Origin of the sequence: Maridesulfovibrio ferrireducens (genome assembly GCF_900101105.1) — a bacterium.
Taxonomy (GTDB): domain Bacteria; phylum Desulfobacterota; class Desulfovibrionia; order Desulfovibrionales; family Desulfovibrionaceae; genus Maridesulfovibrio; species Maridesulfovibrio ferrireducens.
Genome location: NZ_FNGA01000002.1, coordinates 149,081 through 167,618, shown reverse-complemented (window position 1 = coordinate 167,618; position 18,538 = coordinate 149,081). Strand labels below are relative to the sequence as shown.

General features: G+C 43.3%; 20 protein-coding genes. 13 read left to right on the top strand and 7 right to left on the bottom strand.

Annotated elements, in window-relative coordinates; all coding sequences use genetic code 11:
* Positions 1-61 precede the first annotated feature (61 nt).
* The 6 genes from BLT41_RS05530 to BLT41_RS05505 all read right to left on the bottom strand — a co-directional run bounded on the left by BLT41_RS05530 (position 62) and on the right by BLT41_RS05505 (position 7,117).
* Positions 62-1,150, bottom strand: a complete 1,089-nt coding sequence (locus tag BLT41_RS05530) for a flagellar biosynthesis protein FlhF (RefSeq protein ID WP_092159149.1) — start codon at positions 1,148-1,150, stop codon at positions 62-64.
* Between the two features lie 13 nt (positions 1,151-1,163).
* Positions 1,164-3,263, bottom strand: a complete 2,100-nt coding sequence (flhA, locus tag BLT41_RS05525) for a flagellar biosynthesis protein FlhA (protein WP_092159142.1) — start codon at positions 3,261-3,263, stop codon at positions 1,164-1,166.
* Between the two features lie 69 nt (positions 3,264-3,332).
* Positions 3,333-4,394: a flagellar biosynthesis protein FlhB gene (gene flhB, locus BLT41_RS05520; protein ID WP_092159141.1), complete on the bottom strand. Its 1,062-nt coding sequence runs from the start codon at positions 4,392-4,394 to the stop codon at positions 3,333-3,335.
* A 6-nt stretch (positions 4,395-4,400) separates the two neighbouring features.
* Entirely contained in the window at positions 4,401-5,204 is an 804-nt protein-coding gene (fliR, locus tag BLT41_RS05515; RefSeq protein ID WP_092159139.1) for a flagellar biosynthetic protein FliR, read from the bottom strand.
* Positions 5,205-5,389: 185 nt separating this feature from the next.
* Complete coding sequence (locus tag BLT41_RS05510) at positions 5,390-6,295, bottom strand: M23 family metallopeptidase (RefSeq protein ID WP_092159137.1); 906 nt, start codon at positions 6,293-6,295, stop codon at positions 5,390-5,392.
* A gap of 72 nt (positions 6,296-6,367) precedes the next feature.
* Positions 6,368-7,117 carry a tRNA lysidine(34) synthetase gene (locus BLT41_RS05505; protein ID WP_092159135.1) on the bottom strand — a complete coding sequence of 250 codons (750 nt, stop codon included), beginning with the start codon at positions 7,115-7,117 and terminating at the stop codon, positions 6,368-6,370.
* 214 nt (positions 7,118-7,331) lie between these two features.
* On the opposite strand from BLT41_RS05505, the gene BLT41_RS05500 reads away from it, so the two are divergent.
* The 4 genes from BLT41_RS05500 to moaC are packed head-to-tail and all read left to right on the top strand — an operon-like array spanning position 7,332 to position 10,504.
* Positions 7,332-8,642, top strand: a complete 1,311-nt coding sequence (locus tag BLT41_RS05500; RefSeq protein ID WP_244512199.1) for a DUF4340 domain-containing protein — start codon at positions 7,332-7,334, stop codon at positions 8,640-8,642.
* A gap of 48 nt (positions 8,643-8,690) precedes the next feature.
* Positions 8,691-8,912 carry a DNA-directed RNA polymerase subunit omega gene (gene rpoZ / locus BLT41_RS05495; RefSeq protein ID WP_092159133.1) on the top strand — a complete coding sequence of 74 codons (222 nt, stop codon included), beginning with the start codon at positions 8,691-8,693 and terminating at the stop codon, positions 8,910-8,912.
* Positions 8,913-8,914: 2 nt separating this feature from the next.
* Positions 8,915-10,024: a molecular chaperone DnaJ gene (dnaJ, locus tag BLT41_RS05490; protein ID WP_092159131.1), complete on the top strand. Its 1,110-nt coding sequence runs from the start codon at positions 8,915-8,917 to the stop codon at positions 10,022-10,024.
* A 3-nt stretch (positions 10,025-10,027) separates the two neighbouring features.
* Complete coding sequence (gene moaC, locus BLT41_RS05485) at positions 10,028-10,504, top strand: cyclic pyranopterin monophosphate synthase MoaC (RefSeq protein WP_092159129.1); 477 nt, start codon at positions 10,028-10,030, stop codon at positions 10,502-10,504.
* A 58-nt stretch (positions 10,505-10,562) separates the two neighbouring features.
* On the opposite strand, the gene BLT41_RS05480 is transcribed toward moaC, so the two are convergent.
* Positions 10,563-11,510 (bottom strand): UDP-glucuronic acid decarboxylase family protein, encoded by a 948-nt coding sequence (locus BLT41_RS05480; protein WP_092159127.1) that lies wholly within the window; start codon positions 11,508-11,510, stop codon positions 10,563-10,565.
* A 149-nt stretch (positions 11,511-11,659) separates the two neighbouring features.
* On the opposite strand from BLT41_RS05480, the gene BLT41_RS05475 reads away from it, so the two are divergent.
* The 9 genes from BLT41_RS05475 to nuoK all read left to right on the top strand — a co-directional run bounded on the left by BLT41_RS05475 (position 11,660) and on the right by nuoK (position 18,536).
* Positions 11,660-12,997, top strand: a complete 1,338-nt coding sequence (locus BLT41_RS05475) for a GGDEF domain-containing response regulator (RefSeq protein WP_092159125.1) — start codon at positions 11,660-11,662, stop codon at positions 12,995-12,997.
* Between the two features lie 555 nt (positions 12,998-13,552).
* Positions 13,553-13,930, top strand: a complete 378-nt coding sequence (locus tag BLT41_RS05470; protein ID WP_092159123.1) for an NADH-quinone oxidoreductase subunit A — start codon at positions 13,553-13,555, stop codon at positions 13,928-13,930.
* A complete protein-coding gene (locus tag BLT41_RS05465) occupies positions 13,909-14,445 on the top strand; it encodes an NADH-quinone oxidoreductase subunit B (RefSeq protein WP_092159121.1) in 537 nt (178 codons plus the stop codon). Before BLT41_RS05470 ends, BLT41_RS05465 begins: the two co-directional genes overlap by 22 nt.
* Positions 14,445-14,975, top strand: coding sequence for an NADH-quinone oxidoreductase subunit C (locus tag BLT41_RS05460; RefSeq protein WP_092159119.1), 531 nt, complete (start codon positions 14,445-14,447; stop codon positions 14,973-14,975). Before BLT41_RS05465 ends, BLT41_RS05460 begins: the two co-directional genes overlap by 1 nt.
* Positions 14,976-14,986: 11 nt before the next feature.
* Positions 14,987-16,138, top strand: a complete 1,152-nt coding sequence (locus tag BLT41_RS05455; RefSeq protein ID WP_092159117.1) for an NADH-quinone oxidoreductase subunit D — start codon at positions 14,987-14,989, stop codon at positions 16,136-16,138.
* Between the two features lie 17 nt (positions 16,139-16,155).
* Positions 16,156-17,127: an NADH-quinone oxidoreductase subunit NuoH gene (gene nuoH / locus BLT41_RS05450; protein ID WP_092159115.1), complete on the top strand. Its 972-nt coding sequence runs from the start codon at positions 16,156-16,158 to the stop codon at positions 17,125-17,127.
* A 16-nt stretch (positions 17,128-17,143) separates the two neighbouring features.
* A complete protein-coding gene (locus BLT41_RS05445; RefSeq protein WP_092159113.1) occupies positions 17,144-17,713 on the top strand; it encodes a 4Fe-4S dicluster domain-containing protein in 570 nt (189 codons plus the stop codon).
* Between the two features lie 2 nt (positions 17,714-17,715).
* Positions 17,716-18,231 carry an NADH-quinone oxidoreductase subunit J family protein gene (locus BLT41_RS05440; RefSeq protein ID WP_092159111.1) on the top strand — a complete coding sequence of 172 codons (516 nt, stop codon included), beginning with the start codon at positions 17,716-17,718 and terminating at the stop codon, positions 18,229-18,231.
* On the top strand, positions 18,228-18,536 hold the full coding sequence (nuoK, locus tag BLT41_RS05435; protein WP_092159109.1) for an NADH-quinone oxidoreductase subunit NuoK: 309 nt from the start codon (positions 18,228-18,230) through the stop codon (positions 18,534-18,536). The genes BLT41_RS05440 and nuoK overlap by 4 nt, the downstream gene beginning before the upstream one ends.
* Positions 18,537-18,538: the final 2 nt, after the last annotated feature.

Genomic DNA, 18,538 nt, shown 5'->3' with positions numbered 1-18,538 from the left:
TATGCAACGAGTATCACACCCAAAATCGTTCAAAAATAGCTGATTTATCAAAACTTACTGGTTAAATTGCTTTAGCGAATACAGCTTCATCCTTTTCTGGCAACTGGTGTTTGAAGATAAGTCTCCAGAAATCTTTTTCAACAGCACCTTTCAGGCTGTTTCGCAGTCCTGATCCGTATGACAGCAGGGATACTGGCAGTCCACTTTCAAAAGAGGTGTTAACCAGTGCACCGTAAGAGCAGGATTCATCAAGTTTGGTCCAGATAAGACTTTTGAGTTTTGAAGATCTATATTTTTTTAAAAATGCTGTATATTGCGCTGAGGCAAAGTAAGGATTCATTACAAGGTGGACAGCTATATCGCATGTGCCGGTCAGTCCGCAGACTGCAAGCCAGGTTTCAAGTTCAGAATTTCCGGAAAGTCCGGGCAGGTCGATAAATATTCTGTCAAACTTATGACTTTCGCCTATAAGTGTTGCAAAATCTTCCCTTGTTGCAAGATCTTTAAATTCAAGTCCGGAAAGGTCTGCGTAATGGCGCAGCACGAGTCGTCCTTTGCCTTGTCCCTGATCCGCAGAAGCTACACAGATGCGTGCTCCGGGATTGTTTTTCTTTTCTTTAAGAGCAAGTCTTATGATTGTAGATGTCTTTCCTACTCCGTGCGGGCCTGCGAGTGCATGAAATTTTTGAGGCCAACGTCCTCCGTCAAAAGAGCAGACAGGGGCGATGTTTTCAAGGACAGGTAGAATCGCTTTTGACGGGTCTTGTCTAAGCTCGTGAAATAAACTCATGATGACCTTGCTTTCAACTCCTTCACGCTCAAGATATTCAAGAGCAAGGCGTTGGCGGGGGGCAAGGAGATTCAGGTTCATTTGCGGTTTTAAAAGAGCCATCATATGCCCCTTTATCTGATTCCATTCTTGATTCCATTCGGGGATATTATTCATGGCATCCCCAAGTACGTCGTCTCTGGTGGACCGTGTCTGGGCAGGAGCTTCCTGACCTTCGACACCGACCATGATTTCGTGGATTTTACGTCCACTTTCCTCAACTGATTTATTACTGAGGATTACAGCGCTGTCGCCGAATTCTGCTTTGATTTCGGCGAAGACTGTTGCAGTGCTGCTTCCTCTGAATGTTTTTACCCGCATATTACCAACCTTTTTAGAACTCTACAGTACCGGCAGACATGATTCTTACACTGGCAGGAATCTCAGCTTGTGATATTATAGGGATTGTAGGCAAGAACCGTACCATCAGTTGTGCCAAGTGACTTCGCATCTGAGGTGCACAGAGCAGGACGGGTTGACCGTCAGTATCCAGTACATTTTCAGCTGCGACGCTGACGGTTTGAATTAACTGCTGAGCTGCTCCCGGGTCAAGTGCAAGAAATCCTCCGCTTTCAGAAGATCTGATTGCCGCATTAAGTCGTGCTTCCACATTCGGGCCGAAGGTCAGAATAGGTAAGCTTCCATCGCTTGCAAGATAAGGCTTAATAATTGTTCTGCTCATGTGTGAGCGAACATATTCAGTTAATTGACCGGGGTCTTGAATGGATGGACCGTAGTCAGCTAAAGCCTCAACCACTGTCAGCATGTCTCGAATTGAAACATTCTCTTTGACGAGATTTTGCAGAACTTTCTGCACTGTTCCAAGGTGTAAAATATTCGGAACCAGATCCTCAACGGCTTTCGGGGCACGCTTCGCAAGGTTGTCCAGCAGCTCCTGAGTTTCCTGCCTTCCAATGAATTCTCCAAGGTTGCGGCGGAATACCTCAGTAAGGTGTGTTGCTATGACGGTTGAAGGATCGACTACTGTATATCCAGCAAGCATTGCTTCTTCTTTCTGGCTGTCCGGAATCCAGATAGCAGGCAGATTAAAAGCAGGCTCGACAGTTTCGATACCCTTAATTCTATGTTTCGCATCACCCGGGTCCATGGCGAGCTGATGATCGATAAGGATTTCAGCAGAAGTGATGACGTTACCTTTAATAAGGACTCTGTATTCTCCGGGTTTGAGCTGAAGGTTGTCACGCAGGTGCAGTGACGGAACAATGACACCCATATCCAGAGCGAACTGCCGACGTATAGAGCGGATGCGGGAAAGAAGATTTCCGTTCTGCTCTTCGTCTACCAGCGGGATGAGGCCATATCCGACTTCCAGTTCCAATTGGTCCAGAGGCAACAAGGCTTGCACTTCTTCCGGGCTGTCCAGAGACGGAATATCTTTCTTCGATTTTTTATCTTTAGCTTCCTGCTTGTCCTTTGCTTCTTCGTCGTCGCGTCCGAGGGTGGAAACTGCGTAAACAAGACCAGCAAGAAAGAGGAAAGGTATTGTCGGCATTCCGGGGACGATACCGAAAATTACAAGTATGACGGATACAAGTTTAAGAGCGCGTGAGTGATAAGTAAGCTGACCGAGAAATTCTTCGCCCATCTTGGCTTCAGCTGCGGCGCGTGAAACAATGATACCTGCGGAAGTTGAAATAATCAGTGAAGGGATTGTAGAAACAAGACCGTCCCCGATAGTCAGGAGTGTGTATGTTTGCGCTGCGTCAGCCCAGTGCATACCTTTCTGCAGGACACCGATTAGGATGCCACCAATGATGTTGACGAAGGTAATCATCATACTGGCGTTAACGTCTCCCTGTACGAACTTACCGGCACCGTCCATTGCTCCGTAAAAGTCAGCTTCTCTGCGGATCTGGGTTCTTTGAGTTTGAGCTTCTTCTTCATCAATCAGGCCGGAATTGAGGTCGGCTTCAATTGACATCTGCTTACCCGGCATTGCATCCAGTGTGAACCTTGCGGCTACTTCAGCAATACGGGTTGTACCAGCCACGATAACTTTTTTGTTCAGGATGAAAAGAATGAGGAAGATAACAACCCCGACAATGTAGTTACCACCGACGACAAATTCACCGAAACTTTGAATAACGCTACCAGCTGCAGATGTTCCTTCATCTCCGTGCAAAAGAATTGCTCGGGTTGTCGCAACGTTTAGAGCCAGTCGCAAAAGAGTTGTGACCAGCAAAAGTGATGGAAAGATTGAAAATTCAAGAGGCGACTGCATAAACATGGATGTAATAAGAATAATTAATCCAAGGGAGATACTTACAGTCAGCATAAAGTCAATTATGAGTGTCGGGAGAGGAATCAGCATGACGAAAAGAATAATTACTACGCCTGCTGCGAGAAGAATATCGCCATGCTTGGCAAATCTTTCGTAATTGATATTTACTGCTTTCGACTTTGATGCGGCCATAATTTTGACACCCCTTTCAGGTCTTGTAATTGAGGTAACGATAATCGAGGAAGAGGGGGGCTGAATCCTTTATTTACGCGTAAATCTATTAAGTTTAGCAAGGATAGCAGCTACAGCTTGATACAGTTCTTCCGGAATTACGTCACCGATCTCAACCTGTTTATACAAAGCCTGTGCCAAAGGTTTATTTTCGCGAATGGGAACGTTATTCTCACGGGCTACTTCTTTGATTCTTTCAGCTACTTTATTCATGCCTTTTGCCAGAACTTGCGGAGCAGGAGCTTGAAGAGTGTCATATCGTAATGCAATTGCGTAGTGAGTCGGGTTGGTAATAATTACATCAGCCTTAGGGACATCACTCATCATTCTTTGCTGTAGAATTGCCATCATTTTTTGTTTCATCTGCATTTTAACTTGAGGGTCACCTTCAGATTGTTTCCGTTCATCTTTGACTTCGTCTTTGCTCATTTTGAGATTTTCCTGATAATCCCAGCGGGTATACACAAGGTCGATGATAGCTATAACCATCATTGGCAGCATGGCATAGCTGACCATTTTGTATCCAACTTCGAGCATGTATACTGCAAGCCTGTGTGCATCTGAATGAAAAAGTGGAATAAAGTTGGGCATTTCCTGTTGAATTACAATATATGGAGCAATTCCTACAACTGTAGCAAGTAAAAGGCTTTTAACCAGTCTGACCAGTGTTTTTACATCGAAAAGAAGTCGTTTGACCCCTGCCATGATGTTAAACATTTTGCTGAATTTAGGTTCGAACACTTTTGTAGTCCACAGGCTTCCTACCTGAAGTCGAACAGTCAGATATGCTACAAGAGCAATGAAAAGAAGCAAGGGAAGCATTATTATTGCCAGTTTCTGAGAACACCAGATAAAGAGAGTGTATACCGAATTTTTATCTAGCTCTAAATAAAACCCTTTGGTTAAAAACCATTGGAAAATTTCATAAAATTGTTCGTAATAGAAGTCTATCAGGTATTTAAGGGCAAGAACTCCGGCTAGCAGAGTCATTGTTTTACCCATTTCCTGGCCTTTAGCTACACTGCCTTCACCTCTGGATTTTTTTAACCGCTTGGGGGTCGCTTTCTCGGTTTTACTTGGATCTTCCTGCATGTCGACCTATTTTAGAGGAGGCATGTCCAGCGGACTGGCTGCCTTGATGATGTTTAGCATGTATGCAGGAAGTGTGTGCACAAACTCAGCTATAAAGATGGATAAGATACTGAAAACCATACTTAAGAAGAAAAAACCGACCATAATTTTTAGAGGAAAGCCAAGCATAAGCACATTCATTTGAGGAGCCATTTTGCTGATTAAAGCTAGAGCTAAGTCTACAACAAAGATTGATGCGATGATTGGTGAGGCCACTTTTACGGCTAAAACGAAAAGCTCCTCGGAAATGGTCATTATTTGGTAGACGAGTGTGTCATTGATAAAAATTTCACCCGGAGGAATATATTTGAAACTGTCAACTAGTCCTGAGATGAGATATAAATGCCCATTCATGCTGAGAAAGACCAAAATAGAACACATATATAAGAAATGGGCGGTTACTGCTTCATTTACTCCAGTCATGGGGTCAAGAACGTTGACCATTGATAACCCCATATGCACGCCTATAAAGTTACCACCGGTTTGAATTGCGGAAAAAATGACATGAATAATAATTCCAAGGGTTAGCCCCAAGACTAATTCGCCCAAAATCATGAGGGCAATATTATATGGATTTGCCGGCATAAGGGATCCATCAAATGAAACCTGTGGCCATATGGCAATTGTCATAACTACGGCAAGTGCCGCTTTGACCATGTTTGGAATAGAATTTGCGCCAAAAAAAGGCAGCATAAACAGCACAATACTTACCCTGAAGAAGGTAAGATAGAAGCTCATAAGATCGCTTGGATTAAAGTTGAAAATATTCATGCTGTTCTCTTTTTGTCGTCTATTGCAAGAAAAGACCCATTATTAAAATCTTATTAACATCAAGCTTTGAATAGAGCAAAGGTTGTCAAGGTGTTGTTAATACTCGTATGAATCGTCTTTAAGCATGAAAAAGGCCCGTCAGGATAAATTCCTTACGGGCCTTTTAGTTGTAATAAAACTGAGTTTTAATTCAAAATGTAGCGCATCGGGCTGACCGGAACTCCGCCAAGTCTTACTTCATAATGAAGGTGAGGTCCTGTTGAGCGGCCTGTGTTACCGGCGTAGCCGATAAGTTCGCCGCGGGTTACGACCTGTCCCTTTTTAACTGTAGGACGTTTAAGATGTGCATATCTTGTTGAAAGATTTGCGCCGTGGCTCATTTTGATCATGCGTCCATATCCACCTAAAACACCTACAAAGGCGATAGTTCCTTGTGCCGGTGCGTATATAGGTGTGCCGGCGGGACAAGATATATCAAGTCCTTTGTGATATTCTCTTTTGCCTGTAAAAGGAGAACTTCTCCAACCGAAGGGAGATGTTACCCATCCTTGGAGGGGCCAAATGGAAGGTGTTGAATCCAGTGCATCCTGCTTGGAACGCATGGAGTGAATTATTTCCTGTTGTCTTACTTCTTCCAACTTTGCTTCAGTACTGAGTTGAGCAAGAAAATCATGCATTTTACGGACAAGAAGCTCTTGTCTGTAAAGCGGGAGATAATTTGTAGAAAAATCAGGTTCAGTAGATCCCCCTTTTGGGGCTACATTTTGAACATTTCCCTGATCCAGATTAATCATAACCCTTAATTTAGAGTCAAAATTTCTAACCCGGTCCAGATCCTGCGAAATATTCTGCATTTTTTGAGAAAGAGACAGCAATTGTGCTTTTTGTTCTTGAACAGCTTTTTCAGCGTGGGCCAGATTTATCTCTAAACCTGAATAATTTTCGTAATATTTCCAAAGTAATACATTGCCACCGGCAAGTCCTGCTACAAGGGCAAAGATGAAGAAAAACGTCCATCCCCTGATTTGGAATTTGCGAGCATTGTCACAAGGATTTTTAAATATAACTATATGGTATTTTTTGAATAGCATTGTTTCCGTAGGCCTGTTTCTATGAGGTTATAATTAGCTCTGAGTAGAAGGCACAATGATTTTGAAGGATTGTTATTGCTTTTTCATGTTTAAGTCAAGCTGCCAGCGTCTTAAAGCGTTGAAAGTGTTGTTTCTAGTGACTGGATTTTTTTGCCACTCTTCTTGAAGGCGATCATAAATATAGCTTCTTTTGGTGGCATCGTTGGAAGGGCAGTTGTTTTTCCAGATGGGCAATTCCCATTGGCGCGCAGCAGCTTTGATATACTTTTTCTCAAGCATGAGAGCTGGGCGGATCATTTGTAGTTTTCCTTTGAAAAAAGGCTCACTGGCGGAAAGTCCCTGAACTCTGCCGTTTTGAGTTATGTTCATATGAAAGGTAGTAACAAGATCATCTGCTGTATGTCCGATAGCAAGATGTGTCAGGTTATATTGACCGCAAAGTTCATAAAGTCTTTTGCGGCGAAGTTTGCTGCAAAAAAAACAGGCTGATTTGTTTCTGTTTTCCGGTCCGTGAGCTCTTGGGCCATAGTCAGTCAGTTCTATATGAGATGACAACCCGTATTCTTCACACCATTGTATAAGCGGTTTATGACTTTCCGGGTCAAATCCGGGGTTAACGTGAAGTACCATTAGTTCAATATTCATTGGAATGATGGCTTGCCGGATGAGCATTGCTCTGATCAATACAAAACTGTCAACTCCACCGGATACGGCAATTCCGAGGCGGGCGCCTTCGTGAACCATCTCTGTCTTCTGCATGAGCATGCCGATGGTTGAGACAGTCTTTTTTTGCGCATAGCTCAATTTTCCCCATTTGCCCATTCTGAAACTCCGAATCAGTTTATTTGTTTACTTGAGAGGAAAAACTGATTTTATTTATTATTTAGTGTAGGTGTTTTTTTAAAAAACATATTGATAGAAAGAAGTGGGCACTTTGCCTCAAAATTAATTGACATGCAAGCCTATTCCCTTTATATTAACAAATTGCTCCATTGATGAAAAACGTCGTGAGTATATTAATCCCAAGGTGCTGTTTGTGCTGAAAAGGTTCTTAATTTTTCTGGCTCTGGTTGCCATTATCTGTGGAGCCTTCTATTTAAGTTCGCCTGAAATGCCAATGTTGCTGTCTGAACCGGTTTGGCCGGTTGTACAGTCTCAGCAGGTTGACAGGGTCGATGTCTGTCGGCGTGGAAAAGATTGTTTTTCACTGGTGCGCAAAGTTGACGGCTGGAATGTCGTTCAGCAAGGGTGGTTGACAGCTCCCTTTGCAGAGACTGCGAAGGTCGGTGCACTTTTAGATGTTTTGTCGCAAGGACAGGCTTTAAGGTACATCGGGCATATAACCGAAAAAGATGGGCAGCAATACGGATTGCTTGCTCCTAAAATCCGCATAGCAACGGGTGGCGGGCAGGCTCTTAGTCTTACTCTCGGTGAAGAAGCTCCATCCGGTGAAGGTTTTTTTGCTTTGAATTCTCAGGATCAAGGCGAACTCTTTATATTGAGCAATGATTTTGTTCGTCAGTGTGATTTTCCTGCAGGTTATTATTTTAATCTGCAATTACTGTCAGGTAGCTCTGATAATATTTCTTCTATTTCTCTTGGACATGGTGGAGCTTTTTTATGGACGCTTGTTCGTCAGAAAGACCAGTTCGCCTTTTCTTTCCCTGCTCCTTTGGCTGGAAAAACAGCTAGTTCCGGAGAAATAGATTTGTTTTTGCATTCTTTGATGGAAACCCCGGCAAAAGGTCTTGTGCCTGAAGCTTCAGATCTTCCTGGTATTACGGTCTGTAGTGTTGAGGTTGTCTTTAATGATAAGAGTGTTAAAAAACTTGAAGTTTTTGAGGTGGAAGGCGGTAAGGATTATTACTTAGCAAATTCCACTGTTCAAAATGGTTTTTTTGTTCTTAGTAAAGAACATGTAGATCAGTTGAATAAAACAGCATTCGGTATGCGTAAGCGTTCCGTTCTTTCTGTAGAAATCGGAAAGGTCGGTTCTATTCGTGTTTTGCAGGGTAATCAGACTTTTGTCGGAATTAAATCTGATAAAAACTGGGAGAGCTTTGAGGACCGAAAACCGTTGTTGGGTATTGACATGTCCTTATGGCGACTTAATGAATTAAAATTCGAGGCGGAACCGATTAGTGAGCTTTCAAGTTCTGCTGTAAAAGTAATGGAACTTGAACTCATGAATGTGGATGGCAGCAGGATCGATAAAGTTTTATTTTTTTCAGATCCTGAACTTCCATCCGAGCGGTGCTGGCTTTCACTTGGTGACGGCAGCGGATATTATCATGTATCCAACAAGTTGCTCGAAGATTTGCAAGGTCAGATTCCTCTCAGAAAATAGTCGTAAAGAGATTTTCTCTTTCGGCAAAACCATCGTTTTGGAGATAATATGGCAAGGATTACAATTGAAGATTGTCTGGCTGAGGTCGGTAACAGATTCCTGATTGTCCAGATGGCCATTAAAAGAGTTAAGCAGTATCGTGAAGGATACCCGCCTCTTGTTGAATCCAAGAACAAAGAAATTGTAACAGCCTTGAGGGAAATTGCCGCCGGTAAAGTTATCCCTGAAGATTATCACACATTTTCTGGAGCAAACCCGGATAGTGAATAAACATGTCTAAACGCGATTATTATGAAATTCTACAAGTCTCCAAGGAATCTCCGGAAGGTGAAATAAAAAGAGCTTATCGCAAGATGGCTTTTGAATATCATCCTGACCGTAATCCTGGAGATGATGAAGCTGAATCAAAGTTTAAAGAAGCAGCTGAAGCATATGAAATCCTTCGTGATCCCGAAAAAAGAAGTCGTTATGACCGATTCGGGCACGAAGGAATGAACGGTGGATTTAATGGGTTTAAATCTTCCGACGATATCTTTGGTGCATTCGGAGATATTTTCGGAGATATTTTCGGATTCAGTCAGGGACGCGGCGGAAAACGCATGCAGGCTGGATCAGATCTTAGGTACAATCTTACAGTTTCTTTCCGCGATGCGGCTAAGGGGACTGAGGTTGAACTGAATCTTCCTATTACTGATACCTGTGAGGAGTGTAACGGAAGCGGTTCTGCTCCCGGAACATCTCCTGAAACATGTTCTCATTGCGGTGGCAGGGGTACAGTTGTACAGAATCAGGGATTTTTCCAGATTTCTGTACCATGTCCTTCTTGTAACGGACGAGGTCAGGTTATCACCGATCCTTGTTCCGCTTGCCGTGGTGCTGGTTATGTTCGTAAAGATAAGAGCCTTAATGTTCGTATTCCTGCCGGTGTAGATAACGGATCAAGACTTCGTTTACGCGGTGAAGGTGAAGCCGGAATGAACGGTGGACCTCACGGTGACTTGTACGTTGTTATCACTGTACAGCCTGATAAGGTTTTCAGACGTCAGGGACAGGACTTGGTTCTGACCACTGATATCTCTTTTGTTCAGGCTTCACTGGGTTACAAAATGAGTGTTCAGACTCTTGATGAGCCGATTGATATGGACATTCCCAAGGGAACGCAAAGCGGTGAAGTTTTTCAGCTTAGAGGTTTAGGTCTGCCTTATCTAGGCAGTTCACATAAGGGTGATCTGTTGATTGAAGTAAAGGTTATCACTCCTATAAACCTTAGTCGTAAGCAGGAAGAGCTTCTTGAGCAGTTCGCGGCTCTTGAGGAAGATAAACCCATGAAAAAAGTTAAAAAACTTTTTAAAAAAGCTAAAGACAAGGTGATGGGTGATTAAAAAATGAGTGAATTCTCCCACTTAGACGCTGATGGGAATGCCGTAATGGTAGACGTGTCAGCTAAAAAAGATACTATTCGTACAGCTATAGCTAAAGGAAAAGTTCTTCTTAACCGGGAAACTTTTGAATTGTTGCAGAAAAAAGCTCTCCCTAAGGGAGATGTTCTGAATACAGCTAAAATTGCCGGGATAATGGGAGCAAAAGAAACTCATAGGTTAATCCCTTTATGTCATCCTTTGGCAATCAGTTATGTTGACGTCCGCTTTAATATTGATGAGAAAAATTATACTGTTGAGATTGAAGCTGAAGCTCGCACAACCGGTAAGACCGGAATCGAAATGGAAGCGTTGATAGCTGTTCAAATTGCAGCTGCGACTATTTATGATATGTGCAAAGCTGTTCAGAAGGATGTTGTTATTACAGATTGCCGTCTTGTTTATAAAGAAGGTGGTAAGTCCGGTATTTTTAAAGCCGATTAATTTACCTTCGCTGAATATACAAAAAAAAGCCCGTCCTGAGTACTCAGGACGGGCTTTTTTATTTGCGTAATATTTTGTCGAAGTATGCGATGGTCGGTTTAAGTCCTTCTTCCAGCGGAGTGGAAGGGGTCCAGTCTATAGTCTTTTGTGCAAGACTGATGTCTGGACTTCGTTGGCAGGGATCATTTTCCGGTAGTGGTTTGAATTCAATTTTAGATGATGATCCCGTCATATCTATTATTATTTCTGCAAGCTGGCGGATTGTGAATTCACGTGGATTGCCGAGATTCACAGGGCCGGTGAAAGAATCGTCAGTATTCATGATTTTGATGAATGCGTCGATTAGATCGTCTATGTAGCAGAATGATCTTGTTTGTAATCCGTCTCCGTAGAGTGTGATTGGATCATTTTTCAACGCTTGCACAATAAAGTTTGAAACTACTCGACCGTCATTTACAGCCATACGAGGACCGTATGTATTGAATATTCTGGCAACTTTAATGCGTAAATTATGTTGTCTGTGATAGTCAAAAAAAAGTGTTTCAGCGCATCTTTTACCTTCATCATAACAGGCTCTAGGGCCGATGGGATTAACATTACCCCAATAGTCTTCACGTTGCGGATGACAGGCCGGGTCTCCGTATACTTCAGAAGTTGATGCTTGAAATATTTTAGCTTTAACTCTTTTCGCCAGTCCAAGTACGTTGATTGCTCCATGGACCGAAGTTTTTGTCGTTTGAACCGGGTCAAACTGATAGTGGATCGGTGATGCGGGGCAGGCTAGGTTAAAGATGTTATCTGTTTCTAGATAAAGCGGAAAAGTTATGTCATGGCGCATCATTTCGAAGTACGGGCTATCCATCATTTTTATGATGTTTGCTTTTTGCCCGGTGTAGAAATTATCCACACATAAAACTTCGTGTCCTTGTTCAAGTAATTTTTCGCAGAGTCTTGATCCAAGGAATCCGGCTCCGCCTGTAACCGTATAGTGCTGCATTTTGCTCATTATTTCTCCGGAAACTATGCATAAATTTTATTTGTTTATTAATTACTTGGAAAGTCCTGATAAAACAAGCAACAAAAATATAATCTTAATTTGCTAAAAAACATTATTCTGGGGTTTTAACTTTTATAGAAATGTATTAAACGGAAGTTATGGATAATCCCTTAAAAATACTCCTTGTTGATGATAATGTCGTTAATCTTATGTTGCTCGATAGATTATTGCGTAACGAAGGTGCTGAGATATTCAAGGCAGTAAACGGTGAAGAGACGGTTGAACTTTGTGAAGAGCATGATTTTGCTCTTATACTTCTTGATGTTCAAATGCCCGGCATGGACGGTTATGATACCGCAAAAGCTATAAGGAGAATCGACTCGTGCCGGTTAGTTCCGATAATATTTTTGACAGCTATATATAAAGATCCTGCTTATGCCCGTATGGGATACGAGGCCGGAGCTGTAGATTTTCTTACCCAGCCGATCGACCCTCCGACGCTACGCAGTAAGGTAGGTATTTTTCTTCAATTAAAGAGGCAGAAGGATTTGCTTGAACGAGAGATTGCTCAGCGGATTAAAACTGAGAAAGCTTTACGCGTTGCAAAAGAAAAGTATCGTAATATTTTTGTTCGGGCGGTTGAGGGTATTTTCAGGTCAACTCTTGACGGAGAGTTTGTTGAGGTTAACCCCGCTCTTGCCCGGATTTTAGGATTTGATTCTCCTGAAGAAGCGTTAACTAAAGGTTGCGGATATGAGAGGTTTGCAGAACCGGACGAAAGATTCCGTTACATTGAATTTCTTAAGCGCGATAAATATTTAAATGATTATGAAATCCAGATAAAACGCAAGGACGGAACGCTTGTCTGGATTTCGGAAAGTTCAAGGCTTTTTGAAGAGGATGGAGAATTTTATATAGAAGGAGTTGTTGAAGACGTTACTCAGCGAAAGATATGCGAGTTGGATCTTCAGCAAAAGGCAACCTTGGATGCACTTACCGGAGTTCCTAACCGGTATTTATTTTTTGACCGGTTGGAAAGTTCAATTGCGAGCGCTCGAAGATATGGTGAAAAGCTTGCATTGCTCTTTATTGATTTAGACAATTTTAAGTCTGTTAATGACCGGTTCGGGCATCATGCCGGAGATGTTTTGCTTTTGAACGTTGCTACTCGTCTTAAGTCAAGACTTAGAGCTTCTGATACTCTTGCCAGATTGGGGGGGGACGAGTTTTGTGTTTTGCTTGAAAGACCTTCCGGTAGAGATGATGTTCAAAAGGTTGCAGAGGATCTTGTGTCATGTCTTACAGATTCTTTCAATATAGACGGGATGATTTGTAATGTAGGTGCCTCGGTAGGTATAAGTCTTTTCCCCGATGATGCTGCAATTGCTGAAGAGTTAGTACAAAGAGCTGATTCTGCAATGTACAAGGTTAAAGAAGGATCTTTTAAGCGGTATTGTTTTTTTAGCGGGGATGAATGTTGTGAGAATATTGAATAGTTTTATAGCGGTTTGTTAGCCGTAGGTCGGGATAGTCTTGTTTCTATTTTTGAGCTCTCACAGCATGCTGTGAGAGCTTTTTTTGTTTTTCCCATAGATAAAATTGATAACATTATTTTGAGAGACTTAGGCTTAAACATTATTGTGTGAAAAATGATTTTGAAGATTTAGCCTAACACTTGGGAAAAAATAGAGGAAATTTCAAGTTGAATAACCTCCTAAATAGCTAGGTAATTATTGACGTGTAAAGTTGTGCGGCGAAATTTTTTTGCGCTTTTTTTTTGGCCCTAAATATTTTTTTTAACAGTCTGTTTTTATGGTATAAAAGATTGTTACTTTTTTAACAAGGTTTAACGTTTCAGGGTGTTTCGCTGAGGTGGTAGTCATAACGTCTTGACACTCTGAGTGGCTGGTGAGATAAACTTTTAAGAAAATATCCCGTTCAGGTTGTTTTTATTGATTCTTTTTTTTGTGGCACCGGTTGCGCGTGGTATGATTTTTTGTTAATTGCTCTTTCTGTGTTACTAAATACTAAAAAGTAAGCGAGGGTGAAAAATGGTATTTACTTGGCTTCAGTTAGCCATTTTTCTTTTCCTGTTTGGCGGATTGCTTTTTGCCGGGGGACCGTTGATCCTTTCTTGGATCATTGCTCCGCGCGCTAAAGGCGGCGACATTGGAATGTCTTACGAGTGCGGTATGAAACCGCATGGTCGGGCATGGAATCAGTTCGGAATAAGTTATTACGTCTACGCTTTGCTTTTTTTGGCATTTGACGTTGATGTGCTGTACCTCTTTCCTGTTGCTGTTTGGTATCCGCATGCCGAAGGAATGATGTCATTTTATAAAGTGGCGATTTTTATGGGCGTTTTGGCTCTTGCAATAATCTACTTCTGGAGAAAAGGGGTATTCACATGGCCGAGAAAGATATCCTGACATCCGGCGGGCACCATATAGAAGATGGTCTCGTCCGGCTTCAACTTGCAGAGGATGCAATGGATATATGCAGGTCCATGTCCCTCTGGCCTATGACATTCGGACTGGCATGCTGTGCTATCGAAATGATGGCGTGCGGTATGGCCCGGTTCGATATGGCCCGTTTCGGAGCTGAGGTTTTTCGTCCTTCAGCGCGGCAGGCCGACTTAATGATTGTAGCGGGCACAGTTACAAAAAAAATGGCTCCTGTGGTTGTTAGATTGTATGAGCAGATGCCTGCTCCCAAATGGGTTATGGCTCTTGGAAATTGTGCAATATCAGGTGGTCCTTTTAAATTTAAAAATCAGTACGGCATAATTGAAGGTGTTGATAAACTGATTCCTGTTGATGTTTTCGTGCCGGGGTGTCCGCCTCGTCCGGAAGCTTTGCTCGAGGGATTATTCGAAATTCAGAAAAAGGTATCTGGCAAACGTTGGTGGCCTGTTGCTGAAGCTCTTGAAAAGGAGAATGCCTAATGTCGGTGAGCGAGAAATTATTGGAATCTGTTACTCCTTTGATGGTCTATAAGTGTTCTTTTGACAAAACCGGAATTAATTACAATGTATTTTTGTCTACAGATGATATTTCCACCGCAGCTAAAGAGATGCTTCGGAAAGAATATTACCTTGAAGACATTGATGCACTTGATGTCTCCGAAGGCTTTTTGATTACCTATCATTATGCGCGTTTCGATTCATCTGAGCGAGTGGCTCACCGGGTAATGCTTACTCATGATGAGCCAGTGATTCCTACCATTTCAGATGTGTATCAGGGCGCGAACTGGCATGAACGTGAATGTGCCGACTTTCACGGTATAAACTTCAGTGGTCATCCCAATTTGATTCCTCTTCTCCTTGATCCCGATACTCCGCAAGGTGTCCTGCTTAAGGATGTTAAGTCTCGCATGCCTTTGCGGGATCTGATTAATCCGGGGGAGTCCATTTTTACTACTGAGGGTTTTACGCTGTTTGATGAGGTTCAGGCCGAACCCGAAGAACCGAAATAGGAAGCACAGATATGAATGCATTTCCTGAAGGCGATTTTTATACCAATCATTTCGAGAAAGGGGCCAAAGAGAACACCATGATATTGAACATGGGTCCTCAGCATCCTTCCACCCACGGAGTCCTGCGGGTGATTCTCGAACTTGACGGTGAGTATATTGTCCGCGCTGAGCCGGTCCTCGGCTATCTGCACCGTATGCACGAGAAGATGGCAGAGGTAAAAACATGGGTTCAGTATATGCCCAATATGGGCAGAGTTGATTACCTGCACCCTCTTGCCTGGAACCATGCGTATGTCGGAGCAGTTGAAAAACTGGCCGGGATCGAAGTTCCTGAGCGCGCTGAATTTATCAGAGTAATTACCACCGAGCTTAACAGAATTTCTTCACATCTGCTCTGGTGGGGAGCTTATCTTCTCGATCTCGGAGCTTTTACTCCGATTATGTATGCCTTTGATGATCGTGAAAGAATCATGGATATGATGCAGAAACCGACCGGATCGAGACTGACTTACAGTTCTTTCCGTATCGGTGGAGTTGTGCATGATCTTGATGACGGTTTTCTCAAAGAGTGTGCCGAATTAGTACCTTACCTGCGAAGCCGTCTACCTATCTATAAAGATCTTGTTACTGACAACATTATTCTTCGTAAGAGACTCGAAGAAGTCGGGACCATGGATAAGGATATGTGTCTACGTTACGGGGCAACCGGACCGCTGATTCGCGGAGCCGGAGTTAAGCACGATACCCGTAAAGCTGAACCGTATTCTGTGTATGACCGTTTTGATTGGGATATTCCGGTTTACAAAGAAGCTGATTCGATGGCTCGTTATATGGTTCGCATGGATGAAATTGAGCAGAGTCTGCGTATAGTTGAGCAGGCGGTGGCAATGATTCCGGAAGGCGAACATATCATCAAGAAGTCTCCGAAGCCGGCTTGGAAAGCTCCTGCCGGAGAAGCTTATTTTGCATCGGAAGGAGCCAGAGGTAAGGTCGGAGTTCATATTGTAAGTAACGGTAGTAAAACTCCTTACAGGGTTAAGCTTCGTGCTCCCGGTTTTTCAAATTTAAATCTTTTCGCTGAATGTGCGAAGGGGACGATGCTGGCTGATGCTGTTGCCATTCTTGGTAGTCTGGACATGGTAATCCCTGAAATCGACAGGTAGAGCGAGGAAATATCGATATGTCTCAAATACCCGTTGAACTGGTAAAATTACTGATTGCTCTTGTGGCGATTGCTGCTTTCGTAGGGCTGAACGGACTTGTTCTGGTTTACCTTGAACGAAAGGTGGCAGGACACATTCAGCGTAGGCCCGGACCTTTTGAAGTCGGCCCGCATGGTCTTTTACAGCCTCTTGCGGATGCCGTTAAGTTGATTGGTAAACAGCTTTTCACTCCTAAAAATGCAGATGGATTCCTTTTCTGGCTGGCTCCGATTATTTCTTTTTTGCCAGCACTCTTACTTTTTGTCCCAATTCCTTTCGGTCCGGTTGCTACCGGAATGGAAATGAATCTGGGCTTGCTTTTGATTCTTGCATTTTCAGGCCTTAATGTTTTGGCTCTCTGTCTGGCAGGGTGGGGGTCTAACAATAAATACGGAGTTCTCGGGGCAGCGAGAGCAGTCGCTCAGTCGGTTGCTTATGAAATTCCGTTGTTATTGGCTGTTCTGGCAATAGCTTTCCAAACCGGAAGTCTAAATTTGTCAGAAATTGTACAGGGGCAGGGCGGCTGGCCGTGGCAGTGGAATGCAATGGTGCAGCCTTTAGCATTTATTATTTATTTTGTAAGTGCTCTCGGAGAGACAAACCGCGCTCCATTTGACCTTCCTGAAGCGGAAAGTGAACTGACAGCAGGTTTCCATACTGAGTATTCAGGCATGGGATTCGGACTGTTTTTCCTCGCTGAATACGCCAACATGATTGTTGTCTGTTCGGTTGCGGTAGCTCTTTTCTTAGGTGGATGGCACGGGCCTTTCTTTGACGGAAGCTGGTGGTTCCTTGCAAAAGTATATGTTCTCCTTTTGATAATGATCTGGCTGCGCTGGACTTTCCCCAGGGTTCGCTTTGATCAGCTTTTAAATATCAACTGGAAGTGGCTCATGCCTCTTGCATTGCTCAATTTGCTGATAACTGCCTTTGTAACCAAGCTTTCTTGAATCAGGTGGTGATATAATGACCGCAATTAAAAAGATATGGGAAAACGTCTCCGGACTTTGGAGTCTTATTGTTGGACTCAGAATTACGGGGAAGAACTTTATGGATAAGCAGATTACACTGCATTATCCGCGTGAAACAGTCAGTAAATCGCAACTTGAAGGCTTTAGAGGCCCGTTGGAACTGGTGGGTAAACCAAAAGATCCCGGAACTCCTAAGTGTATCGCATGTATGATGTGTGTGACAGCTTGCCCTAGTAATTGTCTGACAGTTGTTAAGGCTAAAGCTCCAGTGCCCACAGAAGAAGAACTTCAGGCCATGAAAGATGCCGAGGCTCGTGGAGAAAAAGTAACGAAGCCAAAGGCTCCAAAGGAACCGATTAAATTTATTTATGACTTTACGCTTTGTTCACTTTGTGGATCGTGCGTTGAAAACTGCGCGGTTAAATCTTTGAGATATTCCAGCAATGTGTATCTCGCTTCCACTGACCGCAATGATTTCAAGATGGATCTTCTGGCTCGTCTAGCCACGCAAGCACAGGCAAAGACGCCTCCTAAGGAACCTGAAAATTCAACGAGGGAAGATTGATTATGGAACTGTTGGCTAAAATCGCTTTCGTTGTGTACACGCTGCTGGTTCTCGGCGGAGGGTGTCTTGCGGTCGGGGCGCACAGTCTGGTTCGGGCTATGGTCGGGCTTATTACTTCTCTGCTCGGTGTAGCGGGAATGTATCTGCTGATGGCCGCTCCGTTTATGGCTTTCATGCAGATACTTATCTATGTGGGGGCTGTCTGTGTCCTAATCTTTTTTGCCATTATGCTCAGCAAAGCCGATGAACACGGGATTGAATCTGGCTCTCGCAGACCCGGAAAAGCTTTGCTTTCTGCACTGGCATTTATTTCACCGGCTTTCGTAATCGGCTGGGTTGTCGTTAATTATCAACCGGAAAGTATTAACCTTCCGGTAGAAGTTCCTCTTGCTGTATTAGGTAAAGGTCTGCTTGATAATTACTCACTTGCCTTCGAACTTATTTCAGTGGTTCTGCTGGCGGCAATGGCCGGAGCTGTGCTGCTTGCTTTTGAAAAAAAAGGGAGGGCAGCTGAATGAGTCCGCTCATGATGTATCAGCTTGTAGCTCTTGGACTGCTGGCAATAGGCCTCTATGGAATTGTCTGGCGCAAGAGTTTGGTAGGGATGCTGATTTCAGTGGAATTGATGCTCAACGGAGCAGGCCTTTCCATTGTAGCTGCATCGCAATTGACCGCAGCCGATAGTGCGACAGGGCAGATAGCTACTCTTTTTGTCATGGGACTGGCTGCTGCCGAGGCTACATTAGTGCTCGCAATTATTGTGGTCGTTGCAAAACGATTCAAAAGTACTGAAACAGATGTTGTTTCAAGGCTGAAGGGTTGATC